This is a genomic window from Pseudomonas fragi (genome assembly GCF_900105835.1).
GTDB lineage: Bacteria > Pseudomonadota > Gammaproteobacteria > Pseudomonadales > Pseudomonadaceae > Aquipseudomonas > Aquipseudomonas fragi.
Genome location: NZ_LT629783.1, coordinates 3,778,732 through 3,798,341, shown reverse-complemented (window position 1 = coordinate 3,798,341; position 19,610 = coordinate 3,778,732). Strand labels below are relative to the sequence as shown.

32 protein-coding genes are annotated in these 19,610 nt (G+C 54.1%); all 32 read right to left on the bottom strand.

Translation table 11 applies throughout. From position 1 onward, the window contains the following. Positions 1-147: 147 nt before the first annotated feature. The 32 genes from bfr to fusA all read right to left on the bottom strand — a co-directional run bounded on the left by bfr (position 148) and on the right by fusA (position 19,580). Positions 148-612: a bacterioferritin gene (gene bfr, locus BLU25_RS17455; protein ID WP_016779187.1), complete on the bottom strand. Its 465-nt coding sequence runs from the start codon at positions 610-612 to the stop codon at positions 148-150. Between the two features lie 155 nt (positions 613-767). Next, complete coding sequence (locus BLU25_RS17450; protein WP_016779186.1) at positions 768-2,216, bottom strand: catalase; 1,449 nt, start codon at positions 2,214-2,216, stop codon at positions 768-770. 173 nt (positions 2,217-2,389) lie between these two features. Then, the gene (rplQ, locus tag BLU25_RS17445; protein WP_016779185.1) at positions 2,390-2,776 is read right to left on the bottom strand and encodes a 50S ribosomal protein L17; all 387 of its coding nucleotides are present in this window, start codon (positions 2,774-2,776) and stop codon (positions 2,390-2,392) included. 42 nt (positions 2,777-2,818) lie between these two features. Next, complete coding sequence (locus tag BLU25_RS17440; protein ID WP_003176403.1) at positions 2,819-3,820, bottom strand: DNA-directed RNA polymerase subunit alpha; 1,002 nt, start codon at positions 3,818-3,820, stop codon at positions 2,819-2,821. A gap of 22 nt (positions 3,821-3,842) precedes the next feature. Next, positions 3,843-4,463: a 30S ribosomal protein S4 gene (rpsD, locus tag BLU25_RS17435; RefSeq protein WP_003444359.1), complete on the bottom strand. Its 621-nt coding sequence runs from the start codon at positions 4,461-4,463 to the stop codon at positions 3,843-3,845. 17 nt (positions 4,464-4,480) lie between these two features. Then, on the bottom strand, positions 4,481-4,870 hold the full coding sequence (gene rpsK, locus BLU25_RS17430; RefSeq protein ID WP_007924177.1) for a 30S ribosomal protein S11: 390 nt from the start codon (positions 4,868-4,870) through the stop codon (positions 4,481-4,483). Between the two features lie 30 nt (positions 4,871-4,900). Next, complete coding sequence (rpsM, locus tag BLU25_RS17425) at positions 4,901-5,257, bottom strand: 30S ribosomal protein S13 (RefSeq protein ID WP_016779184.1); 357 nt, start codon at positions 5,255-5,257, stop codon at positions 4,901-4,903. A 129-nt stretch (positions 5,258-5,386) separates the two neighbouring features. Then, positions 5,387-5,503 (bottom strand): 50S ribosomal protein L36, encoded by a 117-nt coding sequence (rpmJ, locus tag BLU25_RS17420; protein ID WP_002555468.1) that lies wholly within the window; start codon positions 5,501-5,503, stop codon positions 5,387-5,389. A 32-nt stretch (positions 5,504-5,535) separates the two neighbouring features. Then, on the bottom strand, positions 5,536-6,864 hold the full coding sequence (secY, locus tag BLU25_RS17415; protein WP_029611193.1) for a preprotein translocase subunit SecY: 1,329 nt from the start codon (positions 6,862-6,864) through the stop codon (positions 5,536-5,538). Further along, entirely contained in the window at positions 6,865-7,302 is a 438-nt protein-coding gene (rplO, locus tag BLU25_RS17410) for a 50S ribosomal protein L15 (protein ID WP_016779182.1), read from the bottom strand. Between the two features lie 3 nt (positions 7,303-7,305). Next, positions 7,306-7,482, bottom strand: a complete 177-nt coding sequence (gene rpmD / locus BLU25_RS17405; protein ID WP_003186033.1) for a 50S ribosomal protein L30 — start codon at positions 7,480-7,482, stop codon at positions 7,306-7,308. Positions 7,483-7,484: 2 nt separating this feature from the next. Further along, on the bottom strand, positions 7,485-7,985 hold the full coding sequence (gene rpsE / locus BLU25_RS17400) for a 30S ribosomal protein S5 (protein ID WP_003186035.1): 501 nt from the start codon (positions 7,983-7,985) through the stop codon (positions 7,485-7,487). Positions 7,986-7,988: 3 nt separating this feature from the next. After that, positions 7,989-8,339: a 50S ribosomal protein L18 gene (gene rplR, locus BLU25_RS17395; RefSeq protein ID WP_016779181.1), complete on the bottom strand. Its 351-nt coding sequence runs from the start codon at positions 8,337-8,339 to the stop codon at positions 7,989-7,991. Positions 8,340-8,349: 10 nt separating this feature from the next. Further along, positions 8,350-8,883: a 50S ribosomal protein L6 gene (gene rplF / locus BLU25_RS17390; RefSeq protein WP_016779180.1), complete on the bottom strand. Its 534-nt coding sequence runs from the start codon at positions 8,881-8,883 to the stop codon at positions 8,350-8,352. Positions 8,884-8,895: 12 nt separating this feature from the next. Beyond that, positions 8,896-9,288, bottom strand: a complete 393-nt coding sequence (gene rpsH / locus BLU25_RS17385; RefSeq protein ID WP_003444366.1) for a 30S ribosomal protein S8 — start codon at positions 9,286-9,288, stop codon at positions 8,896-8,898. 211 nt (positions 9,289-9,499) lie between these two features. Continuing rightward, positions 9,500-9,805, bottom strand: a complete 306-nt coding sequence (rpsN, locus tag BLU25_RS17380; protein ID WP_003444367.1) for a 30S ribosomal protein S14 — start codon at positions 9,803-9,805, stop codon at positions 9,500-9,502. A gap of 13 nt (positions 9,806-9,818) precedes the next feature. Next, entirely contained in the window at positions 9,819-10,358 is a 540-nt protein-coding gene (gene rplE, locus BLU25_RS17375; RefSeq protein WP_003444368.1) for a 50S ribosomal protein L5, read from the bottom strand. Positions 10,359-10,380: 22 nt separating this feature from the next. Next, entirely contained in the window at positions 10,381-10,695 is a 315-nt protein-coding gene (gene rplX / locus BLU25_RS17370) for a 50S ribosomal protein L24 (RefSeq protein ID WP_016779179.1), read from the bottom strand. 11 nt (positions 10,696-10,706) lie between these two features. Continuing rightward, a complete protein-coding gene (gene rplN / locus BLU25_RS17365) occupies positions 10,707-11,075 on the bottom strand; it encodes a 50S ribosomal protein L14 (protein ID WP_002555479.1) in 369 nt (122 codons plus the stop codon). 23 nt (positions 11,076-11,098) lie between these two features. Further along, positions 11,099-11,365: a 30S ribosomal protein S17 gene (gene rpsQ, locus BLU25_RS17360; protein ID WP_003194644.1), complete on the bottom strand. Its 267-nt coding sequence runs from the start codon at positions 11,363-11,365 to the stop codon at positions 11,099-11,101. Positions 11,366-11,367: 2 nt separating this feature from the next. Next, positions 11,368-11,559, bottom strand: coding sequence for a 50S ribosomal protein L29 (rpmC, locus tag BLU25_RS17355; protein WP_003444371.1), 192 nt, complete (start codon positions 11,557-11,559; stop codon positions 11,368-11,370). Next, the gene (gene rplP / locus BLU25_RS17350) at positions 11,559-11,972 is read right to left on the bottom strand and encodes a 50S ribosomal protein L16 (protein ID WP_016779178.1); all 414 of its coding nucleotides are present in this window, start codon (positions 11,970-11,972) and stop codon (positions 11,559-11,561) included. The genes rpmC and rplP overlap by 1 nt, the downstream gene beginning before the upstream one ends. A gap of 12 nt (positions 11,973-11,984) precedes the next feature. Further along, positions 11,985-12,671: a 30S ribosomal protein S3 gene (gene rpsC / locus BLU25_RS17345; RefSeq protein WP_003176422.1), complete on the bottom strand. Its 687-nt coding sequence runs from the start codon at positions 12,669-12,671 to the stop codon at positions 11,985-11,987. A gap of 13 nt (positions 12,672-12,684) precedes the next feature. Beyond that, on the bottom strand, positions 12,685-13,017 hold the full coding sequence (rplV, locus tag BLU25_RS17340) for a 50S ribosomal protein L22 (protein ID WP_003444373.1): 333 nt from the start codon (positions 13,015-13,017) through the stop codon (positions 12,685-12,687). A gap of 13 nt (positions 13,018-13,030) precedes the next feature. Further along, on the bottom strand, positions 13,031-13,306 hold the full coding sequence (gene rpsS / locus BLU25_RS17335) for a 30S ribosomal protein S19 (RefSeq protein WP_003232420.1): 276 nt from the start codon (positions 13,304-13,306) through the stop codon (positions 13,031-13,033). Positions 13,307-13,322: 16 nt separating this feature from the next. Beyond that, positions 13,323-14,147 (bottom strand): 50S ribosomal protein L2, encoded by an 825-nt coding sequence (gene rplB, locus BLU25_RS17330; protein ID WP_016779177.1) that lies wholly within the window; start codon positions 14,145-14,147, stop codon positions 13,323-13,325. A gap of 14 nt (positions 14,148-14,161) precedes the next feature. After that, positions 14,162-14,461, bottom strand: a complete 300-nt coding sequence (rplW, locus tag BLU25_RS17325; RefSeq protein WP_003444375.1) for a 50S ribosomal protein L23 — start codon at positions 14,459-14,461, stop codon at positions 14,162-14,164. Then, positions 14,458-15,060, bottom strand: a complete 603-nt coding sequence (rplD, locus tag BLU25_RS17320) for a 50S ribosomal protein L4 (RefSeq protein WP_016779176.1) — start codon at positions 15,058-15,060, stop codon at positions 14,458-14,460. The genes rplW and rplD overlap by 4 nt, the downstream gene beginning before the upstream one ends. A 12-nt stretch (positions 15,061-15,072) precedes the next feature. Further along, entirely contained in the window at positions 15,073-15,708 is a 636-nt protein-coding gene (gene rplC / locus BLU25_RS17315) for a 50S ribosomal protein L3 (protein ID WP_016779175.1), read from the bottom strand. A gap of 81 nt (positions 15,709-15,789) precedes the next feature. Continuing rightward, complete coding sequence (gene rpsJ, locus BLU25_RS17310; protein WP_003186070.1) at positions 15,790-16,101, bottom strand: 30S ribosomal protein S10; 312 nt, start codon at positions 16,099-16,101, stop codon at positions 15,790-15,792. A gap of 144 nt (positions 16,102-16,245) precedes the next feature. Then, complete coding sequence (gene tuf, locus BLU25_RS17305) at positions 16,246-17,439, bottom strand: elongation factor Tu (RefSeq protein ID WP_016779174.1); 1,194 nt, start codon at positions 17,437-17,439, stop codon at positions 16,246-16,248. 35 nt (positions 17,440-17,474) lie between these two features. Beyond that, positions 17,475-19,580 carry an elongation factor G gene (gene fusA, locus BLU25_RS17300; RefSeq protein WP_029611192.1) on the bottom strand — a complete coding sequence of 702 codons (2,106 nt, stop codon included), beginning with the start codon at positions 19,578-19,580 and terminating at the stop codon, positions 17,475-17,477. Positions 19,581-19,610 lie beyond the last annotated feature (30 nt).

The following is a 19,610-nucleotide window of genomic DNA, read 5'->3' as shown; positions in this document are numbered from 1 at the left end:
TGGCAGGGGCTTTTTACTGAGCGCAAATCAATCTCTTGTGGGAGCGAGCTTACTCGCGATGGCAGCGATGCGGCGCATCAGAAAGACTGCGTTGCCTGCATCCCGGGCAAGCCACGCGCCCACCAAAGGAATCTCAGCTTCCCTGGATCAGAACTGCGATTGCAGGTAGTTCTGCAGACCAATCGACTTGATCAGGCCCAGCTGTTTTTCCAGCCAGTAGGTGTGATCTTCTTCTGTGTCTGCCAGCTGAACACGCAGCATGTCGCGGCTCACATAGTCCTTGTGCAGCTCGCACAGGGCGATGCCCTTGCACAGCGCGGCACGGACCTTGTATTCAAGGCGCAGGTCGGCAGCGAACATCTCAGGCACCGTGGTGCCCACATCCAGGTCATCCGGGCGCATGCGCGGCGTGCCTTCGAGCATCAGAATCCGGCGCATCAACGCATCAGCGTGTTGTGCCTCTTCTTCCATTTCGTGGTTGATGCGCTCGTACAGCTTGGTAAAGCCCCAATCCTCGTACATACGGGAATGGACGAAATATTGGTCACGCGCAGCCAATTCGCCGGTCAGCAACGTGTTGAGATAATCGATTACATCCGGGTGGCCTTGCATCGCCTTACATCTCCCTGCTTGAAAGACTGTAGTTTGAACCAAGCCGACTGAGAGGTCACGGCTAAATCGCAATAAAACCCCTGTTTTGAAGAGAAAACAGGGTTAAAAAACGCAAAAACCGCCCAATTGAGGGCGGTTCTGCTTCTCACTTAGAGTTAGTTACGCTGTACACCCAGCGCCTTGGCAACACCATCACCATAAGCCTGATCAGCATTGTAGAAATGCTGCAGCTGACGCTCGACGACATCCGCCGTCACACCGGTCATAGCCCCTGCAATATTGTCGATCAGCAGCGCTTTCTGCTCGTCGTTCATCAGACGGAACAGGGCACCTGCGTGGCTGTAGTAATCGCTGTCCACGCGATGATCGTAGCGATCTGCGGCACCACTCAGGGCCAACGGCGGTTCAGCGTATTGAGGCGCTTGTTTCGGCGCGTCGCCATAGCTGTTTGGCTCATAGTTCGGTGCAGCGCCGCCATTGTTGCCGAAGGCCATAGAGCCATCGCGCTGATAGTTATGCACAGGTACCCGTGGCGAGTTGATAGGCAGGTGCTGGTGGTTGGTGCCTACACGGTAGCGATGGGCATCGGCATACGCGAACACACGGCCTTGCAGCATACGGTCAGGCGACAGGCCCACGCCCGGGATCATGTTGCTTGGGCCAAACGCAGCCTGCTCCACTTCTGCAAAGTAGTTGAGCGGGTTGCGGTTCAACTCCAGCTCACCGATTTCGATCAGCGGGAACTCTTTCTGCGACCAGGTCTTGGTCACGTCAAACGGGTTCTCGTAGTGAGCCGCCGCCTGGGCTTCGGTCATGACCTGCATGCACACGCGCCATTTCGGGAAATCACCACGTTCGATGGCACCAAACAGATCGCGCTGCGCGTAGTCCGGATCCGTACCGGCAAGGCGTGCAGCCTCTGCAGGTGGCAAGTTCTTGATGCCCTGCTTGGTTTTGTAATGCCATTTGACCCAGTGACGCTCACCCGCAGCATTGATCAGGCTGTACGTATGGCTGCCGAAGCCATGCATATGACGGTAACCATCAGGAATCCCACGATCGGAAAACAGGATGGTGACCTGGTGCAGCGACTCAGGGGAGTGCGACCAGAAGTCCCACATCATCTGCGCACTTTTCAGGTTGCTTTGCGGCAGGCGTTTTTGGGTGTGGATAAAATCGGGAAACTTCAAAGGGTCGCGGATAAAGAACACCGGGGTGTTGTTACCAACAATGTCCCAGTTGCCTTCCTCGGTGTAAAACTTAAGGGCGAAACCACGAGGGTCACGCTCTGTATCTGCCGAGCCGCGTTCACCGCCTACGGTGGAGAAACGCAGAAAGGTCGGGGTTTGCTTGCCGATGGTGTCAAACAGCTTGGCGCTGCTGTACTGAGCCATGTCACGGGTCAGGGTGAAGGTACCGTGGGCACCCGATCCCTTGGCGTGTACGCGACGCTCAGGAATGTTTTCACGGTTGAAGTGCGCGAGCTTTTCAATCAGGTGAAAGTCATCGAGAAGCAGAGGGCCACGAGGGCCGGCAGAACGAGAATTCTGGTTATCAGCAACTGGAGCGCCGCTGGCGGTTGTAAGCGTTTTGGTCTGGCTCATGTGTTTGCTTCCTCAGTCAGTCTTTGTACTGCCGGCTAATCGGCTGACGAGGAGTATTGACCATGAACTAAACATGGGCAAATGCATTAAATGATCAGAATCAATAGATAATGATAATCGAACGCGCACAAAAAACCGGGCACTAGGCCCGGTTCTTTGTAGAGACTGACGTCTTACTCAGCGGATACAGCTTCACCGCCAACTGGACGATCAACCAACTCGACGTACGCCATAGGCGCGTTGTCGCCAGCGCGGAAACCGCACTTGAGGATGCGCAGGTAGCCACCCTCACGAGTTGCATAACGCTTGCCCAGATCGTTGAACAGCTTACCAACCATGGCTTTCGAACGAGTACGGTCGAAGGCCAGACGGCGGTTAGCAACAGAATCAATCTTGGCCAGAGTAATCAGCGGCTCAGCAACGCGACGCAATTCTTTGGCTTTCGGCAGAGTCGTTTTGATCAGCTCGTGCTCGAACAACGACACTGCCATGTTTTGAAACATAGCCTTGCGGTGCGAGCTAGTGCGGCTCAGGTGACGACCACTTTTACGATGACGCATGGTTCATTCCTTACCAAACACAACGTTCGGTGATTACGACGATCAGGCAGTCGCCTTGTCGTCCTTCTTAAGACTTGCAGGCGGCCAGTTGTCGAGGCGCATGCCGAGGGACAGACCACGGGAGGCCAGAACGTCCTTGATTTCAGTCAAGGATTTCTTGCCCAGGTTCGGAGTCTTCAACAGTTCTACTTCGGTGCGCTGAATCAGGTCACCGATGTAGTAAATGTTCTCCGCCTTAAGGCAGTTGGCCGAACGCACGGTCAGTTCCAGATCGTCAACAGGACGAAGCAGGATCGGATCGATCTCGTCTTCCTGCTCGATTACCACTGGCTCGCTGTCACCTTTGAGGTCGACGAATGCAGCCAACTGCTGTTGCAGGATGGTTGCAGCACGACGAATGGCCTCTTCAGGATCCAGTGTACCGTTGGTTTCCAGATCAATAACCAGCTTGTCCAGGTTAGTGCGCTGCTCGACACGGGCGTTTTCCACCACGTATGCGATACGGCGAACCGGGCTGAACGAAGAATCCAGCTGCAAGCGACCAATGCTGCGGCTTTCGTCTTCATCGCTCTGACGCGAGTCTGCTGGTTCATAACCACGACCACGAGCTACGGTGAGCTTCATGTTCAAGGCGCCGTTAGACGCCAGGTTGGCGATTACGTGATCGGGATTAACGATCTCGACATCATGATCCAGCTGAATATCGGCAGCGGTAACCACCCCCGAACCCTTCTTCGACAAGGTCAGCGTAACTTCGTCACGGCCGTGCAGCTTGATAGCCAGACCTTTAAGGTTCAACAGGATTTCAATTACGTCTTCCTGTACACCTTCGATGGCGCTGTACTCGTGGAGCACACCGTCAATCTCGGCCTCGACTACTGCACAGCCTGGCATTGAGGACAACAGGATGCGGCGCAGCGCGTTGCCCAGGGTGTGGCCAAAACCACGCTCGAGAGGCTCGAGAGTGATTTTAGCGCGGGTTGGACTGACAACTTGCACATCAATATGGCGAGGTGTCAGGAACTCATTTACCGAAATCTGCATGGATGCACCTATTTTCTAGCCCTTACTTGGAGTAGAGCTCGACAATCAGGCTTTCGTTGATGTCGGCGGACAGATCACTGCGAGCAGGAACGTTCTTGAAAACGCCCGACTTCTTCTCAGTGTCTACTTCTACCCATTCTACGCGGCCACGTTGGGCACACAGATCGAGAGCTTGGACAATGCGAAGCTGGTTCTTTGCTTTCTCGCGGATAGCGACCACGTCACCAGCACGAACCTGGTAGGACGGAACGTTTACGGTCTGACCGTTAACGCTGATCGACTTGTGCGATACCAACTGACGAGATTCGGCACGAGTAGAACCGAAACCCATACGGTATACGACGTTATCCAGGCGGCATTCGAGCAGTTGCAGCAGGTTTTCACCGGTTGCACCTTTTTTGCCAGCAGCTTGTTTGTAGTAGCCGCTGAACTGACGCTCGAGAACGCCGTAGATACGACGGACCTTCTGCTTTTCACGCAGTTGGGTACCGTAGTCGGATTGGCGACCGCGGCGTTGGCCGTGGATGCCTGGAGCAGCTTCAATATTGCACTTCGATTCGATAGCGCGCACACCACTCTTCAGGAAGAGATCAGTGCCTTCACGACGTGCCAGTTTGCATTTTGGACCAATGTAACGAGCCATTCTTTACAGTCTCCTGATTACACGCGGCGCTTCTTCGGCGGACGGCACCCGTTGTGCGGGATTGGCGTCACGTCGGTGATGCTGGCGATCTTATAGCCACAGCCGTTCAAAGCACGGACAGCGGACTCACGACCTGGACCTGGGCCCTTGACGTTAACGTCAAGGTTTTTCAGGCCATATTCCAGCGCAGCTTGACCAGCACGTTCAGCAGCTACTTGAGCAGCGAACGGGGTGGACTTGCGTGAACCGCGGAAACCCGAACCACCAGAGGTAGCCCAAGAAAGCGCGTTACCCTGACGATCCGTGATGGTCACGATGGTGTTGTTGAAAGACGCGTGGATGTGGGCGATGCCATCAACCACTGTCTTTTTAATTTTTTTACGAGGACGAGCAGCAGGTTTTGCCATGACTAAATTCCTGTCGATTCGCTGGTGCGATTACTTGCGGATCGGCTTACGCGGACCTTTGCGAGTACGCGCGTTGGTCTTGGTACGCTGACCGCGCACTGGAAGACCACGACGATGGCGCAGACCGCGGTAGCAGCCCAGGTCCATCAAGCGTTTGATTTTCATGTTGACTTCACGACGCAGGTCACCTTCAGTGGTGAACTTCGCCACTTCGCCACGCAGCAACTCAATCTGCTCGTCGCTCAGATCCTTGATCTTAGCGGCTGGGTTTACACCAGCATCCGCACAGATTTTCTGTGAGGTAGTGCGACCAACACCATAGATGTAGGTCAGCGAGATAACAGTGTGCTTGTTATCTGGAATGTTAACGCCTGCAATACGGGCCATTCAGTGGGACTCCAATTGACAGCTACCTACGCCCCGGAAGCCAAGAAATAGGGCGCGAGATAATATCGCTGTAATAACAAATAATCAACCCAGCAGCGCACTAGCTGCTGGGCTTCAAACAGATCACACTCAGCCTTGGCGCTGTTTGTGACGTGGTTCCGCGCTGCAAATTACCCGAACAACACCTTCGCGGCGAATAATCTTGCAGTTACGGCACAGCTTTTTCACCGATGCACGAACTTTCATCACCAACTCCTCTCACCTTACGGGGTAGTACTTCAGCGGAGCATGCCGCTGCCGTAGCCCTTCAGGTTGGCTTTCTTCATCAGGGATTCGTACTGGTGCGAAACGAGGTGCGATTGTACTTGGGACATGAAGTCCATAACAACCACAACAACGATCAGCAACGAGGTCCCGCCAAGGTAGAACGGAACGTTTGCCGCAACCACCAGGAACTGGGGCAACAGGCACACGGCCGTCATATAAAGAGCACCGAACAGAGTCAAACGAGTCAAAACGCCATCAATATAGCGTGCCGACTGCTCACCTGGACGGATACCCGGAATAAAGGCACCGGACTTCTTCAGGTTTTCCGCTACGTCTTTCGGATTGAACATCAACGCCGTATAGAAGAAGCAGAAGAAAATAATCCCTGCACTAAACAGCAGAATATTCAACGGCTGACCAGGAGCGATCGACTGCGAGATGTCCTGCAACCAGCCCATACCTTCAGACTGACCGAACCAGGCACCCAGCGAAGCCGGGAACAGCAAAATGCTGCTCGCAAAAATAGCCGGGATAACGCCGGCCATATTCACTTTCAGCGGTAGGTGGCTAGTCTGCGCAGCAAACACCTTGCGGCCCTGCTGACGCTTGGCGTAGTGAACAGCAATACGACGCTGGCCACGCTCAATGAACACCACAAAACCGATAATCGCTACTGCCAGCAAACCGATAGCAACCAGGGCGAAGATATTGATATCGCCCTGACGTGCAGACTCGAAAGACTGCCCGATTGCTCTCGGAAGACCGGCGACGATACCCGAAAAAATCAACATCGAGATACCGTTGCCAACACCACGCTCAGTAATCTGCTCACCCAGCCACATCATGAACATTGCACCCGCCACAAACGTGGTTACTGCAACGAAATGGAAGCCCAGGTCACCAGTGAACGCTACGCCCTGCCCTGCCAGACCAATGGACATGCCAATAGCCTGGACAAGAGCAAGAACGACAGTGAGGTAGCGGGTGTACTGGCTAATCTTGCGACGGCCAGCTTCACCTTCCTTCTTCAACTGCTCCAGTTGCGGGCTGACAGCGGACATAAGCTGCATGATGATCGATGCCGAAATGTACGGCATGATCCCCAGCGCAAAAATACTCATCCGCTCCAGCGCGCCGCCGGAAAACATGTTGAACAAGCTAAGTATGGTCCCCTCATTCTGTCGAAACAGGTCCGCCAGCCGGTCCGGGTTAATACCTGGAACTGGGATGTGTGCGCCTATCCGGTAGACGATAATCGCCAGGAATAGAAAACGCAGTCGAGCCCAGAGCTCGGATAACCCGCCTTTGCTGAGCGCTGAGAGAGCACCTTGCTTAGCCATTTATTCCTCGAACTTGCCGCCAGCTGCTTCGATAGCCGAACGCGCACCTTTGGTGGCGCCGATTCCCTTGCCGATTGTGACAGCGCGAGTCACTTCACCGGACAGCATGATTTTCACACGCAGTACGTTGACGTTGATCACGTTGGCATCTTTCAGGGTCTGCACAGTTACGATGTCGCCTTCCACTTTAGCCAGCTCGGACAAACGCACTTCTGCGCGATCCATGGCTTTCAGGGATACGAAACCGAACTTAGGCAGACGGCGATGCAGTGGCTGTTGGCCGCCTTCAAAGCCTGGAGCGATGGTGCCACCGGAGCGGGAAGTCTGACCTTTGTGACCACGGCCACCAGTCTTACCCAAACCACTACCGATACCACGGCCCGGACGATGCTTTTCGCGACGGGAACCCGGCGCTGGACTCAGATCATTGAGTTTCATCGATTAACCCTCTACACGCAGCATGTAGTAAGCCTTGTTGATCATCCCGCGATTCTCGGGAGTATCAAGTACTTCTACAGTGTGACCGATGCGACGCAGACCCAGACCCTTAACGCACAGTTTGTGGTTAGGGATGCGGCCGGTCATGCTTTTGATCAGCGTTACTTTAACGGTAGCCATGATCAGAAGATCTCCTTGACGCTTTTGCCACGCTTGGCGGCAATAGATTCAGGAGACTGCATAGCTTTCAAACCTTTAAAAGTGGCGTGAACCACGTTTACCGGGTTAGTCGAGCCGTAGCACTTAGCCAGTACGTTCTGAACGCCAGCAACTTCGAGGACAGCACGCATAGCGCCGCCAGCGATGATACCGGTACCTTCAGAAGCAGGCTGCATGTAAACCTTGGAAGCGCCGTGGGCGGATTTCATGGCGTACTGCAGAGTGGTGCCGTTCAGGTCCACTTGGATCATGTTGCGGCGAGCAGCTTCCATTGCCTTCTGGATCGCAGCAGGCACTTCACGTGACTTGCCACGGCCGAAGCCAACGCGCCCTTTACCATCACCAACCACGGTCAACGCGGTGAAAGTGAAGATACGGCCGCCTTTAACGGTTTTGGCTACGCGGTTAACTTGAACCAGCTTCTCGATGTAGCCTTCGTCGCGCTTTTGGTCGTTATTTGACATAACTTAGAACTCCAGCCCAGCTTCACGAGCAGCCTCAGCCAGCGCTTTCACGCGGCCGTGGTACTTGAAGCCAGAGCGGTCGAAAGCCACCTGCGAGACGCCAGCGGCTTTTGCACGCGTAGCGACCAGCTGGCCAACCTTTGTGGCCGCGTCGATGTTGCCAGTGGCACCATCACGCAGTTCTTTGTCCAAAGTCGAGGCGCTTGCCAGGACTTTGCTGCCGTCGGCCGAGATGACCTGGGCGTATATGTGCTGTGCCGAGCGGAACACGCAGAGACGCACGACTTCTAGTTCGTGCATTTTCAGACGTGCTTTGCGAGCGCGGCGCAGGCGAGTAACTTTTTTGTCGGTCATTTGCTATGCCCTACTTCTTCTTGGCTTCTTTACGACGGACGACTTCGTCCGCGTAACGTACACCCTTGCCTTTATAAGGCTCTGGCGGACGGAAACCGCGGATCTCAGCGGCCACCTGACCTACCAGCTGCTTATCAATACCCTTGATCAGGATATCGGTTTGGCTAGGAGTCTCAGCGGTGATGCCTTCCGGCAACTCGTAATCCACTGGGTGCGAGAAGCCAAGAGCCAGGTTCAGCACTGTGCCTTTTGCTTGCGCTTTGTAACCAACACCGACCAGCTGGAGCTTGCGCTCGAAGCCTTGGCTTACGCCTTGGACCATGTTGTTTACCAACGCACGAGTGGTACCAGCCATTGCGCGAGTTTGTTGATCGCCATTGCGAGCAGCGAAACGCAGCTCACCAGCTTCTTCAACAATCTCAACGGACGAATGGATGTTCAGTTCTAGAGTACCCTTGGCACCCTTCACCGAAAGCTGTTGGCCGGCGAATTTTACTTCGACACCAGCTGGCAGCTTAACGGGGTTCTTAGCGACGCGTGACATGCTTATCCCCCCTTAGAACACAGTGCAAAGAACTTCGCCGCCGACACCGGCAGCGCGCGCAGCACGATCCGTCATCACACCTTTGCTGGTGGAGACGATAGACACACCCAGACCGCCACGAACTTTCGGCAGATCTTCGGAGGACTTGTACTGACGCAGGCCTGGACGGCTAACGCGCTTAACTTCTTCGATAACCGAACGGCCTTCGAAGTACTTCAGCTCGATAGACAGCAGTGGCTTGATTTCGCTGCTGATCTGATAATCCGCGATGTAACCTTCGTCTTTGAGAACTTTGGCTACAGCTACCTTCAACGTGGAAGATGGCATGCTTACGACGGACTTTTCAGCCATCTGGGCATTACGGATTCGAGTTAGCATGTCCGCTAACGGGTCCTGCATACTCATGGGCTAGACGCTCCTGATACAAAAAGAATTAGCCTTGCGGCTACAACTGTCGCCGAGTACTCAATGCTTAAAAAGCACGGGCTCAGGCGAGCCGGTCATTCTAGACACACGCCAGAAATGAATCAAGCCCCAATAGGGGCTTGATTCATATTCAAGGTCACCGGCTGTCAGGATCTTGCAACCCTGACAGGGGTGACTTTGCCTGTACGCCTTACCAGCTGGCTTTAACCAGACCTGGTACGTCGCCACGCATTGCTGCTTCACGCAATTTGTTACGGCCAAGGCCGAACTTGCGGTAAACACCATGCGGACGGCCAGTCAGGCGGCAGCGGTTACGCATGCGCGCAGCGCTTGCGTCACGCGGCTGCTTCTGCAGAGCAACTTGAGCTTCCCAACGTGCTTCTGGACTTGCGTTCAGATCCACGATGATAGCTTTCAGTGCTGCACGCTTCTTGGCGAACTTGGCAACCGTGAGCTGACGTTTCAGCTCGCGGTTTTTCATGCTCATCTTAGCCATGGTCCTACTCCAATCAGTTGCGGAACGGGAATTTGAAAGCACGCAGCAAGGCGCGACCTTCATCATCCGTCCGAGCAGTGGTGGTCAGGGTAATGTCCAGACCGCGGAGAGCATCGATTTTGTCGTAGTCGATTTCCGGGAAGATGATCTGCTCTTTAACGCCCATGCTGTAGTTACCACGACCATCGAAGGACTTGGCATTCAGGCCGCGGAAGTCGCGTACCCGAGGCAGGGAGATCGACAGCAGACGATCCAGGAATTCGTACATACGCTCACGGCGCAGAGTAACCTTAACGCCGATCGGCCAGCCTTCGCGAACTTTGAAGCCTGCGATGGACTTGCGAGCGTAGGTCACTACACATTTTTGACCCGTGATTTTTTCCAAATCAGCTACAGCGTGCTCGATGATTTTCTTATCACCGATCGCTTCGCCCAAACCCATGTTCAGGGTGATTTTGGTAACGCGCGGAACTTCCATCACGTTCGAAAGCTTAAGTTCTTCCTTAAGTTTCGGAGCGATTTCCTTCCGGTAAATCTCTTTTAGTCGTGCCATGGTCTCATCTACCTAGCAGTGTTCAAGCATCAACCGCTTTTTGGGTCGACTTGAAGACACGAATTTTTTTGCCTTCTTCTACTTTAAAACCAACGCGATCTGCTTTGCTGGTTTCGCTGTTGAAGATGGCCACGTTAGAAGCGTCCAGTGGAGCTTCTTTCTCGACGATACCGCCTTGTACGCCCGACATCGGGTTAGGCTTGGTATGACGCTTAACCAGGTTCAGACCGCCAATAACCAGACGGTTGTTAGCGAGAACCTTAAGCACCTTACCGCGCTTACCTTTGTCTTTGCCGGCGATCACGATGATCTCGTCGTCACGACGAATCTTTTGCATGTCGGATCTCCTTACAGCACTTCTGGGGCGAGCGAGACGATCTTCATGAACTTCTCAGTACGAAGTTCACGGGTCACTGGCCCAAAGATACGGGTGCCGATCGGCTCTTGCTTGTTGTTCAGAAGAACAGCAGCGTTGCCATCAAAGCGGATAATGGAGCCATCAGCACGACGTACGCCGTGACGAGTGCGGACTACAACAGCAGTCATCACTTGGCCTTTTTTCACTTTACCGCGAGGAATTGCTTCCTTCACGGTAACTTTGATGATGTCACCGATACCAGCGTAACGACGATGGGAGCCACCCAGCACCTTGATGCACATAACGCGGCGTGCGCCGCTGTTATCGGCCACATCGAGCATGGATTGAGTCTGAATCATATAATTTCTCCGACCCCTAGTCCTTAGACTTCCACAGCGCGTTCGAGAACATCAACCAGGGCCCAAGACTTGGTCTTGGCCATCGGACGAGTTTCACGAATAGTGACTTTGTCGCCGATGTGGCACTGATTGGTTTCGTCGTGCGCGTGCAGCTTAGTCGAACGCTTAACGTATTTACCGTAGATCGGGTGCTTAACGCGACGCTCGATCAGTACGGTGATGGTTTTGTCCATCTTGTCGCTGACAACACGGCCAGTCAGCGTACGGACAGTCTTTTCGGCTTCAGCCATGATTACTTACCTGCCTGCTGTTTGAGCACAGTCTTCACGCGAGCGATGTCACGCTTAACTTGCGAGAGCAGATGCGACTGCCCCAACTGGCCAGTTGCTTTCTGCATACGCAGATTGAACTGGTCGCGCAGCAAGCCGAGCAGTTGCTCGTTCAGCTGCTGTGCGGATTTTTCACGAAGTTCATTCGCTTTCATCACATCACCGTCCGTTTAACAAAGGAGGTGGCGAGCGGCAGCTTTGCAGCAGCCAGGGCGAAAGCCTCACGCGCCAGCTCTTCAGTAACACCCTCGATTTCATACAGGACTTTGCCTGGCTGAATCTGGGCAACCCAATATTCCACGTTACCCTTACCTTTACCCATACGAACTTCTAGGGGCTTCTTGGAAATAGGCTTGTCCGGGAATACACGGATCCAGATCTTGCCGCCACGCTTAACGTGACGGGTCAGTGCACGACGCGCTGATTCGATCTGACGAGCGGTGAGACGACCACGAGCAACAGACTTCAGCGCGTATTCGCCGAAGCTGACTTTGCTACCGCGCAATGCCAAGCCACGGTTGTGGCCAGTCATTTGCTTGCGGAACTTCGTACGCTTAGGTTGTAACATTTGGCGTACCCCTTACTTAGCAGCTTTTTTACGAGGCGCTGGTGCTTGTGGCTTCAGTTCTTCTTGGCGACCACCAATTACTTCGCCTTTGAAGATCCAAACCTTTACACCGATCACACCGTAAGTGGTGTGAGCTTCGTAGTTGGCATAGTCGATGTCGGCACGCAGGGTGTGCAATGGCACACGACCTTCGCGATACCATTCAGTACGTGCGATTTCAGCACCGCCGAGACGACCGCTCACTTGGATTTTGATGCCTTTGGCACCAATGCGCATAGCGTTCTGTACAGCGCGTTTCATCGCGCGACGGAACATTACACGACGCTCCAGCTGCTGAGCTACGCTCTGCGCAACCAGCATACCGTCGAGTTCCGGCTTGCGGATCTCTTCGATATTGATGTGCACAGGCACACCCATTTGCTTGGTCAGGTCCTGACGCAGTTTCTCAACATCTTCACCTTTCTTCCCGATAACGATACCTGGACGAGCGGTGTGGATGGTGATACGTGCAGTTTGGGCCGGACGATGGATATCGATACGGCTTACGGACGCGCTTTTTAGTTTGTCTTGGAGGTATTCACGCACCTTCAGATCAGCGAACAAGTAGTCCGCATAAGTCCGGCCGTCTGCGTACCAGACGGAGGTGTGCTCCTTGACGATTCCCAGGCGAATGCCAATGGGATGTACTTTCTGACCCATCTCTTCGACTCCGTTACTTGTCAGCAACCTTGACAGTGATATGGCAAGACCGCTTGACGATGCGATCAGCGCGGCCTTTGGCACGCGGCATGATGCGCTTCAGCGAACGCCCTTCGTTGACGAAAACGGTGGCGACTTTCAAGTCGTCAACGTCTGCGCCTTCGTTATGCTCGGCGTTGGCTACGGCCGACTCCAGCACTTTCTTGATGATCTCGGCGGCTTTCTTGTTGCTGAAAGCCAACAGGTTGAGCGCTTCGCCCACCTTCTTCCCGCGGATCTGGTCGGCGACCAAGCGGGCTTTCTGGGCGGAGATTCGAGCGCCCGACAACTTAGCGGCTACTTCCATCGTTCCTTACCCCTTAACGCTTGGCTTTCTTGTCTGCCACGTGCCCACGATAAGTGCGGGTACCGGCAAACTCGCCTAGTTTATGGCCAACCATGTCTTCGTTCACGAGAACTGGGACATGAAGACGACCGTTATGCACAGCGATGGTCAGACCGACCATTTGTGGCAGGATCATCGAACGACGCGACCAGGTTTTCACCGGTTTGCGATCGTTCTTTTCCGCCGCCACTTCGATCTTCTTCAGTAGGTGAAGATCAATAAAAGGACCTTTTTTCAGAGAACGTGGCACTGTCGTATCCCTCTATTTACTTGCGACGACGGACGATCATTTTGTCGGTACGCTTATTACCACGAGTCTTCGCGCCCTTAGTCGGGAAGCCCCATGGCGATACCGGATGACGACCACCAGAGGTACGACCTTCACCACCACCATGTGGGTGGTCAACCGGGTTCATGGCAACACCACGAACGGTTGGGCGAACGCCACGCCAGCGTTTGGCACCAGCTTTACCCAGCGAACGCAGGCTGTGCTCGGAGTTCGAGACTTCACCCAGGGTCGCACGGCATTCAGCCAGTACTTTACGCATTTCACCAGAGCGCAGACGCAGGGTCACATAGACACCATCACGAGCGACCAGCTGAGCCGAAGCACCAGCGGAACGTGCGATTTGCGCGCCTTTACCCGGCTTCAATTCGATGCCGTGTACGGTGCTACCAACTGGAATGCTGCGCAGTTGCAACGAGTTACCCGGCTTGATTGGGGCCAAAGCACCCGAAATCAGCTGGTCGCCAGCACTCACGCCTTTAGGGGCGATGATGTAGCGGCGCTCGCCGTCTGCGTACAGCATCAGAGCGATGTGAGCAGTACGGTTTGGATCGTATTCGATACGCTCAACAGTGGCTGGAATGCCATCTTTGTCGTTGCGACGGAAGTCGACCATACGGTAATGCTGCTTATGACCACCACCGATGTGACGAGTGGTAATACGGCCATTGTTGTTACGACCACCAGACTTCGATTTCTTCTCGAGCAGCGGTGCGTGAGGAGCGCCTTTATGCAGCTCCTGGTTGACCACCTTGACCACATGACGGCGGCCAGGGGAAGTCGGTTTGCATTTAACGATTGCCATGATGCACCCCTTCCTTACTCAGCACTGCTGCTGAAATCGAGATCTTGGCCTGGCTGAAGGGAGATTACTGCCTTCTTCCAGTCATTACGCTTGCCCACGCCGCGAGCGGTGCGCTTGCTCTTACCCAGAACGTTCAGGGTAGTAACACGCTCAACTTTCACGCTGAACAGGCTTTCGACGGCCTTCTTGATTTCCAGCTTGGTTGCATCAGTAGCAACCTTGAAAACGAACTGGCCTTTCTTGTCTGCCAGAACCGTAGCCTTCTCGGAAACGTGCGGGCCAAGCAGAACTTTAAATACGCGTTCCTGGTTCATCCCAGCAGCTCCTCGAATTTCTTCACGGCCGACACGGTGATCAACACCTTGTCGTATGCGATCAGACTAACTGGATCGGAACCTTGCACGTCACGTACATCAACGTGTGGCAGGTTACGAGCAGCCAGGTACAGGTTCTGATCAACACCTTCAGACACGATCAGGACATCAGTCAGACCCATGCCATTCAGCTTGTTGAGCAGATCTTTGGTTTTCGGTGCTTCAACAGCGAAGTCCTGAACCACGACCAGACGATCAGTACGCACCAGCTCAGCAAGGATGGAACGCATTGCTGCGCGATACATCTTCTTGTTCAGCTTCTGAGAGTGATCCTGTGGACGAGCTGCGAAAGTGGTACCGCCGCCACGCCAGATTGGGCTACGGATAGTACCGGCACGAGCACGGCCAGTACCTTTCTGACGCCAAGGGCGCTTACCGCCACCACGAACGTCGGAACGGGTCTTTTGCTGCTTGCTACCTTGACGGCCGCCGGCCATGTAGGCCACGACTGCTTGGTGAACCAGCGTCTCGTTGAATTCGCCGCCGAAAGTCAGTTCGGAAACTTCGATCGCTTGAGCGTCATTTACATTTAATTGCATGTCAGCTTCCCCTTAACCGCGAGCCTTGGCCGCTGGACGTACAACCAGGTTGCCGCCAGTAGCGCCAGGAACAGCACCCTTGACCAACAACAGATTGCGTTCAGCGTCGACGCGCACTACTTCCAGGGACTGCACGGTCACGCGCTCAGCGCCCATATGACCGGACATTTTTTTGCCCTTGAATACACGACCAGGAGTCTGGCACTGGCCAATAGAGCCCGGGACGCGGTGGGAAACGGAGTTACCGTGAGTGTTGTCTTGGCCACGGAAATTCCAACGCTTGATCGTACCCTGGAAGCCTTTACCTTTGGACTGACCGGTTACATCAACCAGTTGGCCAGCGGTGAAGATTTCAGTGTTGATCAGATCGCCAGCCTGGTACTCGCCTTCTTCAAGGCGGAATTCCATTACGGTACGACCGGCGGCAACGTTTGCTTTAGCGAAGTGACCCGCTTGAGCAGCTGTTACACGCGAAGCGCGACGCTCGCCGACAGTGACTTGCACTGCACGATAGCCATCGGTTTCTTCAGTTTTGAACTGGGTGACGCGATTCGGCTCGATCTCAATGACCGTGACCGGAATGGAGACACCTTCTTCGGTGAAAATACGGGTCATACCGCATTTACGACCGACTACACCAATAGTCATGTTGTAAACCTCATGAGTGTACGGGGCTTTCACCCGCTATGGCCGCCCATTTCAGAGCGTTACACGACTAAGACCCAAGTCTTAGCCGAGGCTGATCTGCACTTCCACACCGGCCGCAAGATCAAGCTTCATAAGTGCATCAACGGTTTTATCCGTTGGCTGGACGATGTCCAGTACGCGCTTATGAGTACGGATCTCGTACTGGTCACGCGCGTCTTTGTTGACGTGCGGGGAGACCAGAACGGTGAACCGCTCTTTACGGGTAGGCAGTGGAATTGGACCACGCACTTGAGCACCAGTACGTTTCGCGGTTTCCACGATTTCCTGGGTTGATTGGTCGATCAGGCGATGGTCAAAAGCCTTCAACCTGATACGGATTTGCTGATTTTGCATTGGATTTCAGACTCCAGATTGCTGTTCCCACCGAGCGCAATACGCCCGTTAAAAGGAGGCGCAATTCTATAGACGACCCCAGTAGGTGTCAACTCAATAAAAAAAGCCCCCGCTGAGCGGGGGCTTTTTTCAGGCAAACATCACTTACGCGATGATTTTGGCTACAACGCCAGCGCCAACGGTACGACCGCCTTCACGGATTGCGAAACGCAGACCGTCTTCCATTGCGATGGTTTTGATCAGGGTAACAACCATTTTGATGTTGTCGCCCGGCATTACCATCTCAACGCCTTCCGGCAGTTCGCAGTTACCAGTTACGTCAGTAGTACGGAAGTAGAACTGAGGACGGTAGCCTTTGAAGAACGGAGTGTGACGACCGCCTTCTTCTTTGCTCAACACGTACACTTCAGCTTCGAAGGTAGTGTGTGGCTTAACCGAGCCTGGCTTAACCAGAACCTGGCCACGCTCTACGTCGTCACGCTTGGTGCCGCGCAGCAGCACGCCGCAGTTCTCGCCCGCACGACCTTCGTCGAGCAGCTTACGGAACATTTCAACGCCGGTGCAGGTGGTAACAGTAGTGTCACGCAGACCAACGATTTCCAGCGGATCTTGAACGCGAACGATACCGCGCTCGATACGACCGGTAACAACAGTACCACGACCCGAAATCGAGAATACGTCTTCGATTGGCATCAGGAATGGCTTGTCGATTACGCGAACTGGATCTGGAATGTAGGTATCCAGAGTTTCAACCAGTTTACGAACGGCAGTGGTGCCCATTTCGTTGTCGTCTTTGCCTTCCAGCGCCATACGAGCCGAACCGATGATGATCGGAGTGTCGTCGCCTGGGAAGTCGTAAGTCGACAGCAGGTCACGAACTTCCATCTCAACCAGTTCCAGCAACTCAGCGTCGTCTACCAGGTCAGCCTTGTTCAGGAAAACCACGATGTACGGAACGCCAACCTGACGGGACAGCAGGATGTGCTCACGGGTTTGCGGCATCGGACCATCAGCGGCCGAACAAACCAGGATCGCGCCGTCCATCTGGGCAGCACCAGTGATCATGTTCTTCACGTAGTCAGCGTGACCTGGGCAGTCAACGTGAGCGTAGTGACGAATGTGCGAGTTGTATTCAACGTGCGCAGTGTTGATCGTGATACCACGAGCTTTTTCTTCTGGCGCGCTGTCGATTTTATCGAAGTCAACGATTGCCGAACCGAAAACTTCGGAGCAAACACGGGTCAGAGCTGCAGTCAGCGTGGTTTTACCATGGTCAACGTGACCGATAGTGCCAACGTTGACGTGCGGTAGGGAACGATCAAATTTTTCTTTAGCCACGACAATTAACTCCTTGCCTAAAGGACTGAACTAAATCAGCCTTGTTTTTTAGTAACAGTTTCGACGATGTGCGCCGGAGCTGTATCGTATTTTTTGAATTCCATAGAGTAGCTTGCGCGACCCTGGGACATGGAACGAACGTCGGTCGCATAACCGAACATTTCACCCAACGGTACTTCAGCACGAATTACTTTGCCGGAGACCGTATCTTCCATACCCTGGATCATGCCGCGACGACGGTTCAAGTCGCCCATCACGTCACCCATATAGTCTTCAGGTGTAACAACCTCTACCGCCATGATCGGCTCAAGCAGCTCACCGCCACCTTTGGTAGCCAGTTGCTTGGTCGCCATGGAAGCAGCCACCTTAAACGCCATCTCGTTGGAGTCGACGTCGTGGTAAGAACCATCAAACACGGTAGCCTTCAGGCCGATCAGCGGATAGCCGGCAACAACACCGTTCTTCATCTGCTCTTCGATACCCTTCTGGATAGCCGGGATGTATTCCTTAGGAACCACACCACCTACCACTTCGTTCACGAACTGCAGACCTTCCTGACCTTCGTCAGCAGGTGCAAAACGAATCCAGCAGTGGCCGAACTGACCACGACCGCCGGACTGACGAACGAACTTGCCTTCGATCTCACAGTTCTTCGTGATGCGCTCACGATACGAAACCTGAGGCTTACCGATGTTGGCTTCGACGTTGAACTCACGGCGCATCCGGTCAACCAGGATGTCCAGGTGCAGCTCGCCCATGCCAGAGATGATCGTTTGACCAGTCTCTTCATCAGTTTTAACGCGGAAAGATGGATCTTCCTGAGCAAGCTTGCCCAGTGCAACACCCATTTTTTCCTGGTCATCCTTGGTCTTAGGCTCTACGGCAACCGAAATAACCGGCTCCGGGAAGTCCATGCGAACCAGGATGATTGGCTTGTCAGCGTTGCACAGAGTCTCACCAGTGGTGACGTCCTTCATGCCGATCAAGGCCGCGATGTCACCAGCGCGTACTTCCTTGATCTCTTCACGGGCGTTTGCGTGCATTTGCACCATACGACCCACGCGCTCTTTCTTGCCTTTAACCGAGTTGATCACGCCGTCGCCGGAGTTCAACACGCCCGAGTAAACTCGAACGAAGGTCAAGGTACCCACGAATGGGTCGGTAGCGATCTTGAACGCCAGAGCCGAGAACGGCTCGTTGTCGTCTGCATGACGCTCCAGCTCGATGCTCTCGTCATCCGGGTCAGTACCCTTGATGGCAGGAATATCGGTAGGTGCAGGCAGGAAGTCGATAACGGCGTCGAGAACCAGGGGAACACCCTTGTTCTTGAAGGAAGAACCGCAAACAGCCAGGACGATCTCACCAGCGATAGTACGCTGACGCAGAGCCGCCTTGATTTCCGCGATGGTGAATTCTTCACCTTCGAGGTACTTGTTCATCAGCTCTTCGTTGGCTTCGGCAGCAGCCTGAACCATGTTGTCGCGCCACTCGTCAGCAAGATCTTTCAGCTCAGCTGGAATCTCTTTGCGAACAGGAACCATACCTTTGTCAGCATCGTTCCAGTACACAGCTTCCATGTTGATCAGATCGATCTGACCCTGGAAGTTGTCTTCGGAACCGATAGCCAACTGGATTGGAACTGGAGTGTGGCCCAGACGCTTCTTGATCTGCTCGATAACGCGCAGGAAGTTGGCGCCAGCACGGTCCATCTTGTTTACGTAAACAAGACGTGGAACGCCGTATTTGTTGGCTTGACGCCATACGGTTTCCGACTGAGGCTCAACGCCCGAGGTACCGCAGAACACAACGACCGCGCCGTCGAGTACACGCAGGGAACGTTCAACTTCAATGGTGAAGTCAACGTGGCCCGGGGTATCGATTACGTTGAAGCGGTGCTCGTCTTTGTACTGCTTGGCAGAACCTTTCCAGAAGGCGGTAATGGCAGCAGAAGTAATGGTAATACCACGCTCCTGCTCCTGAACCATCCAGTCTGTGGTCGCGGCGCCATCATGCACCTCGCCCATTTTGTGACTTTTGCCAGTGTAAAACAGTACGCGCTCGGTGGTGGTGGTTTTACCAGCATCCACGTGAGCGACGATACCGATGTTACGGTAGCGACTAATCGGAGTAGTACGAGCCATAAAGCCCTCGCAAAATTAGTGAAGCTGAAA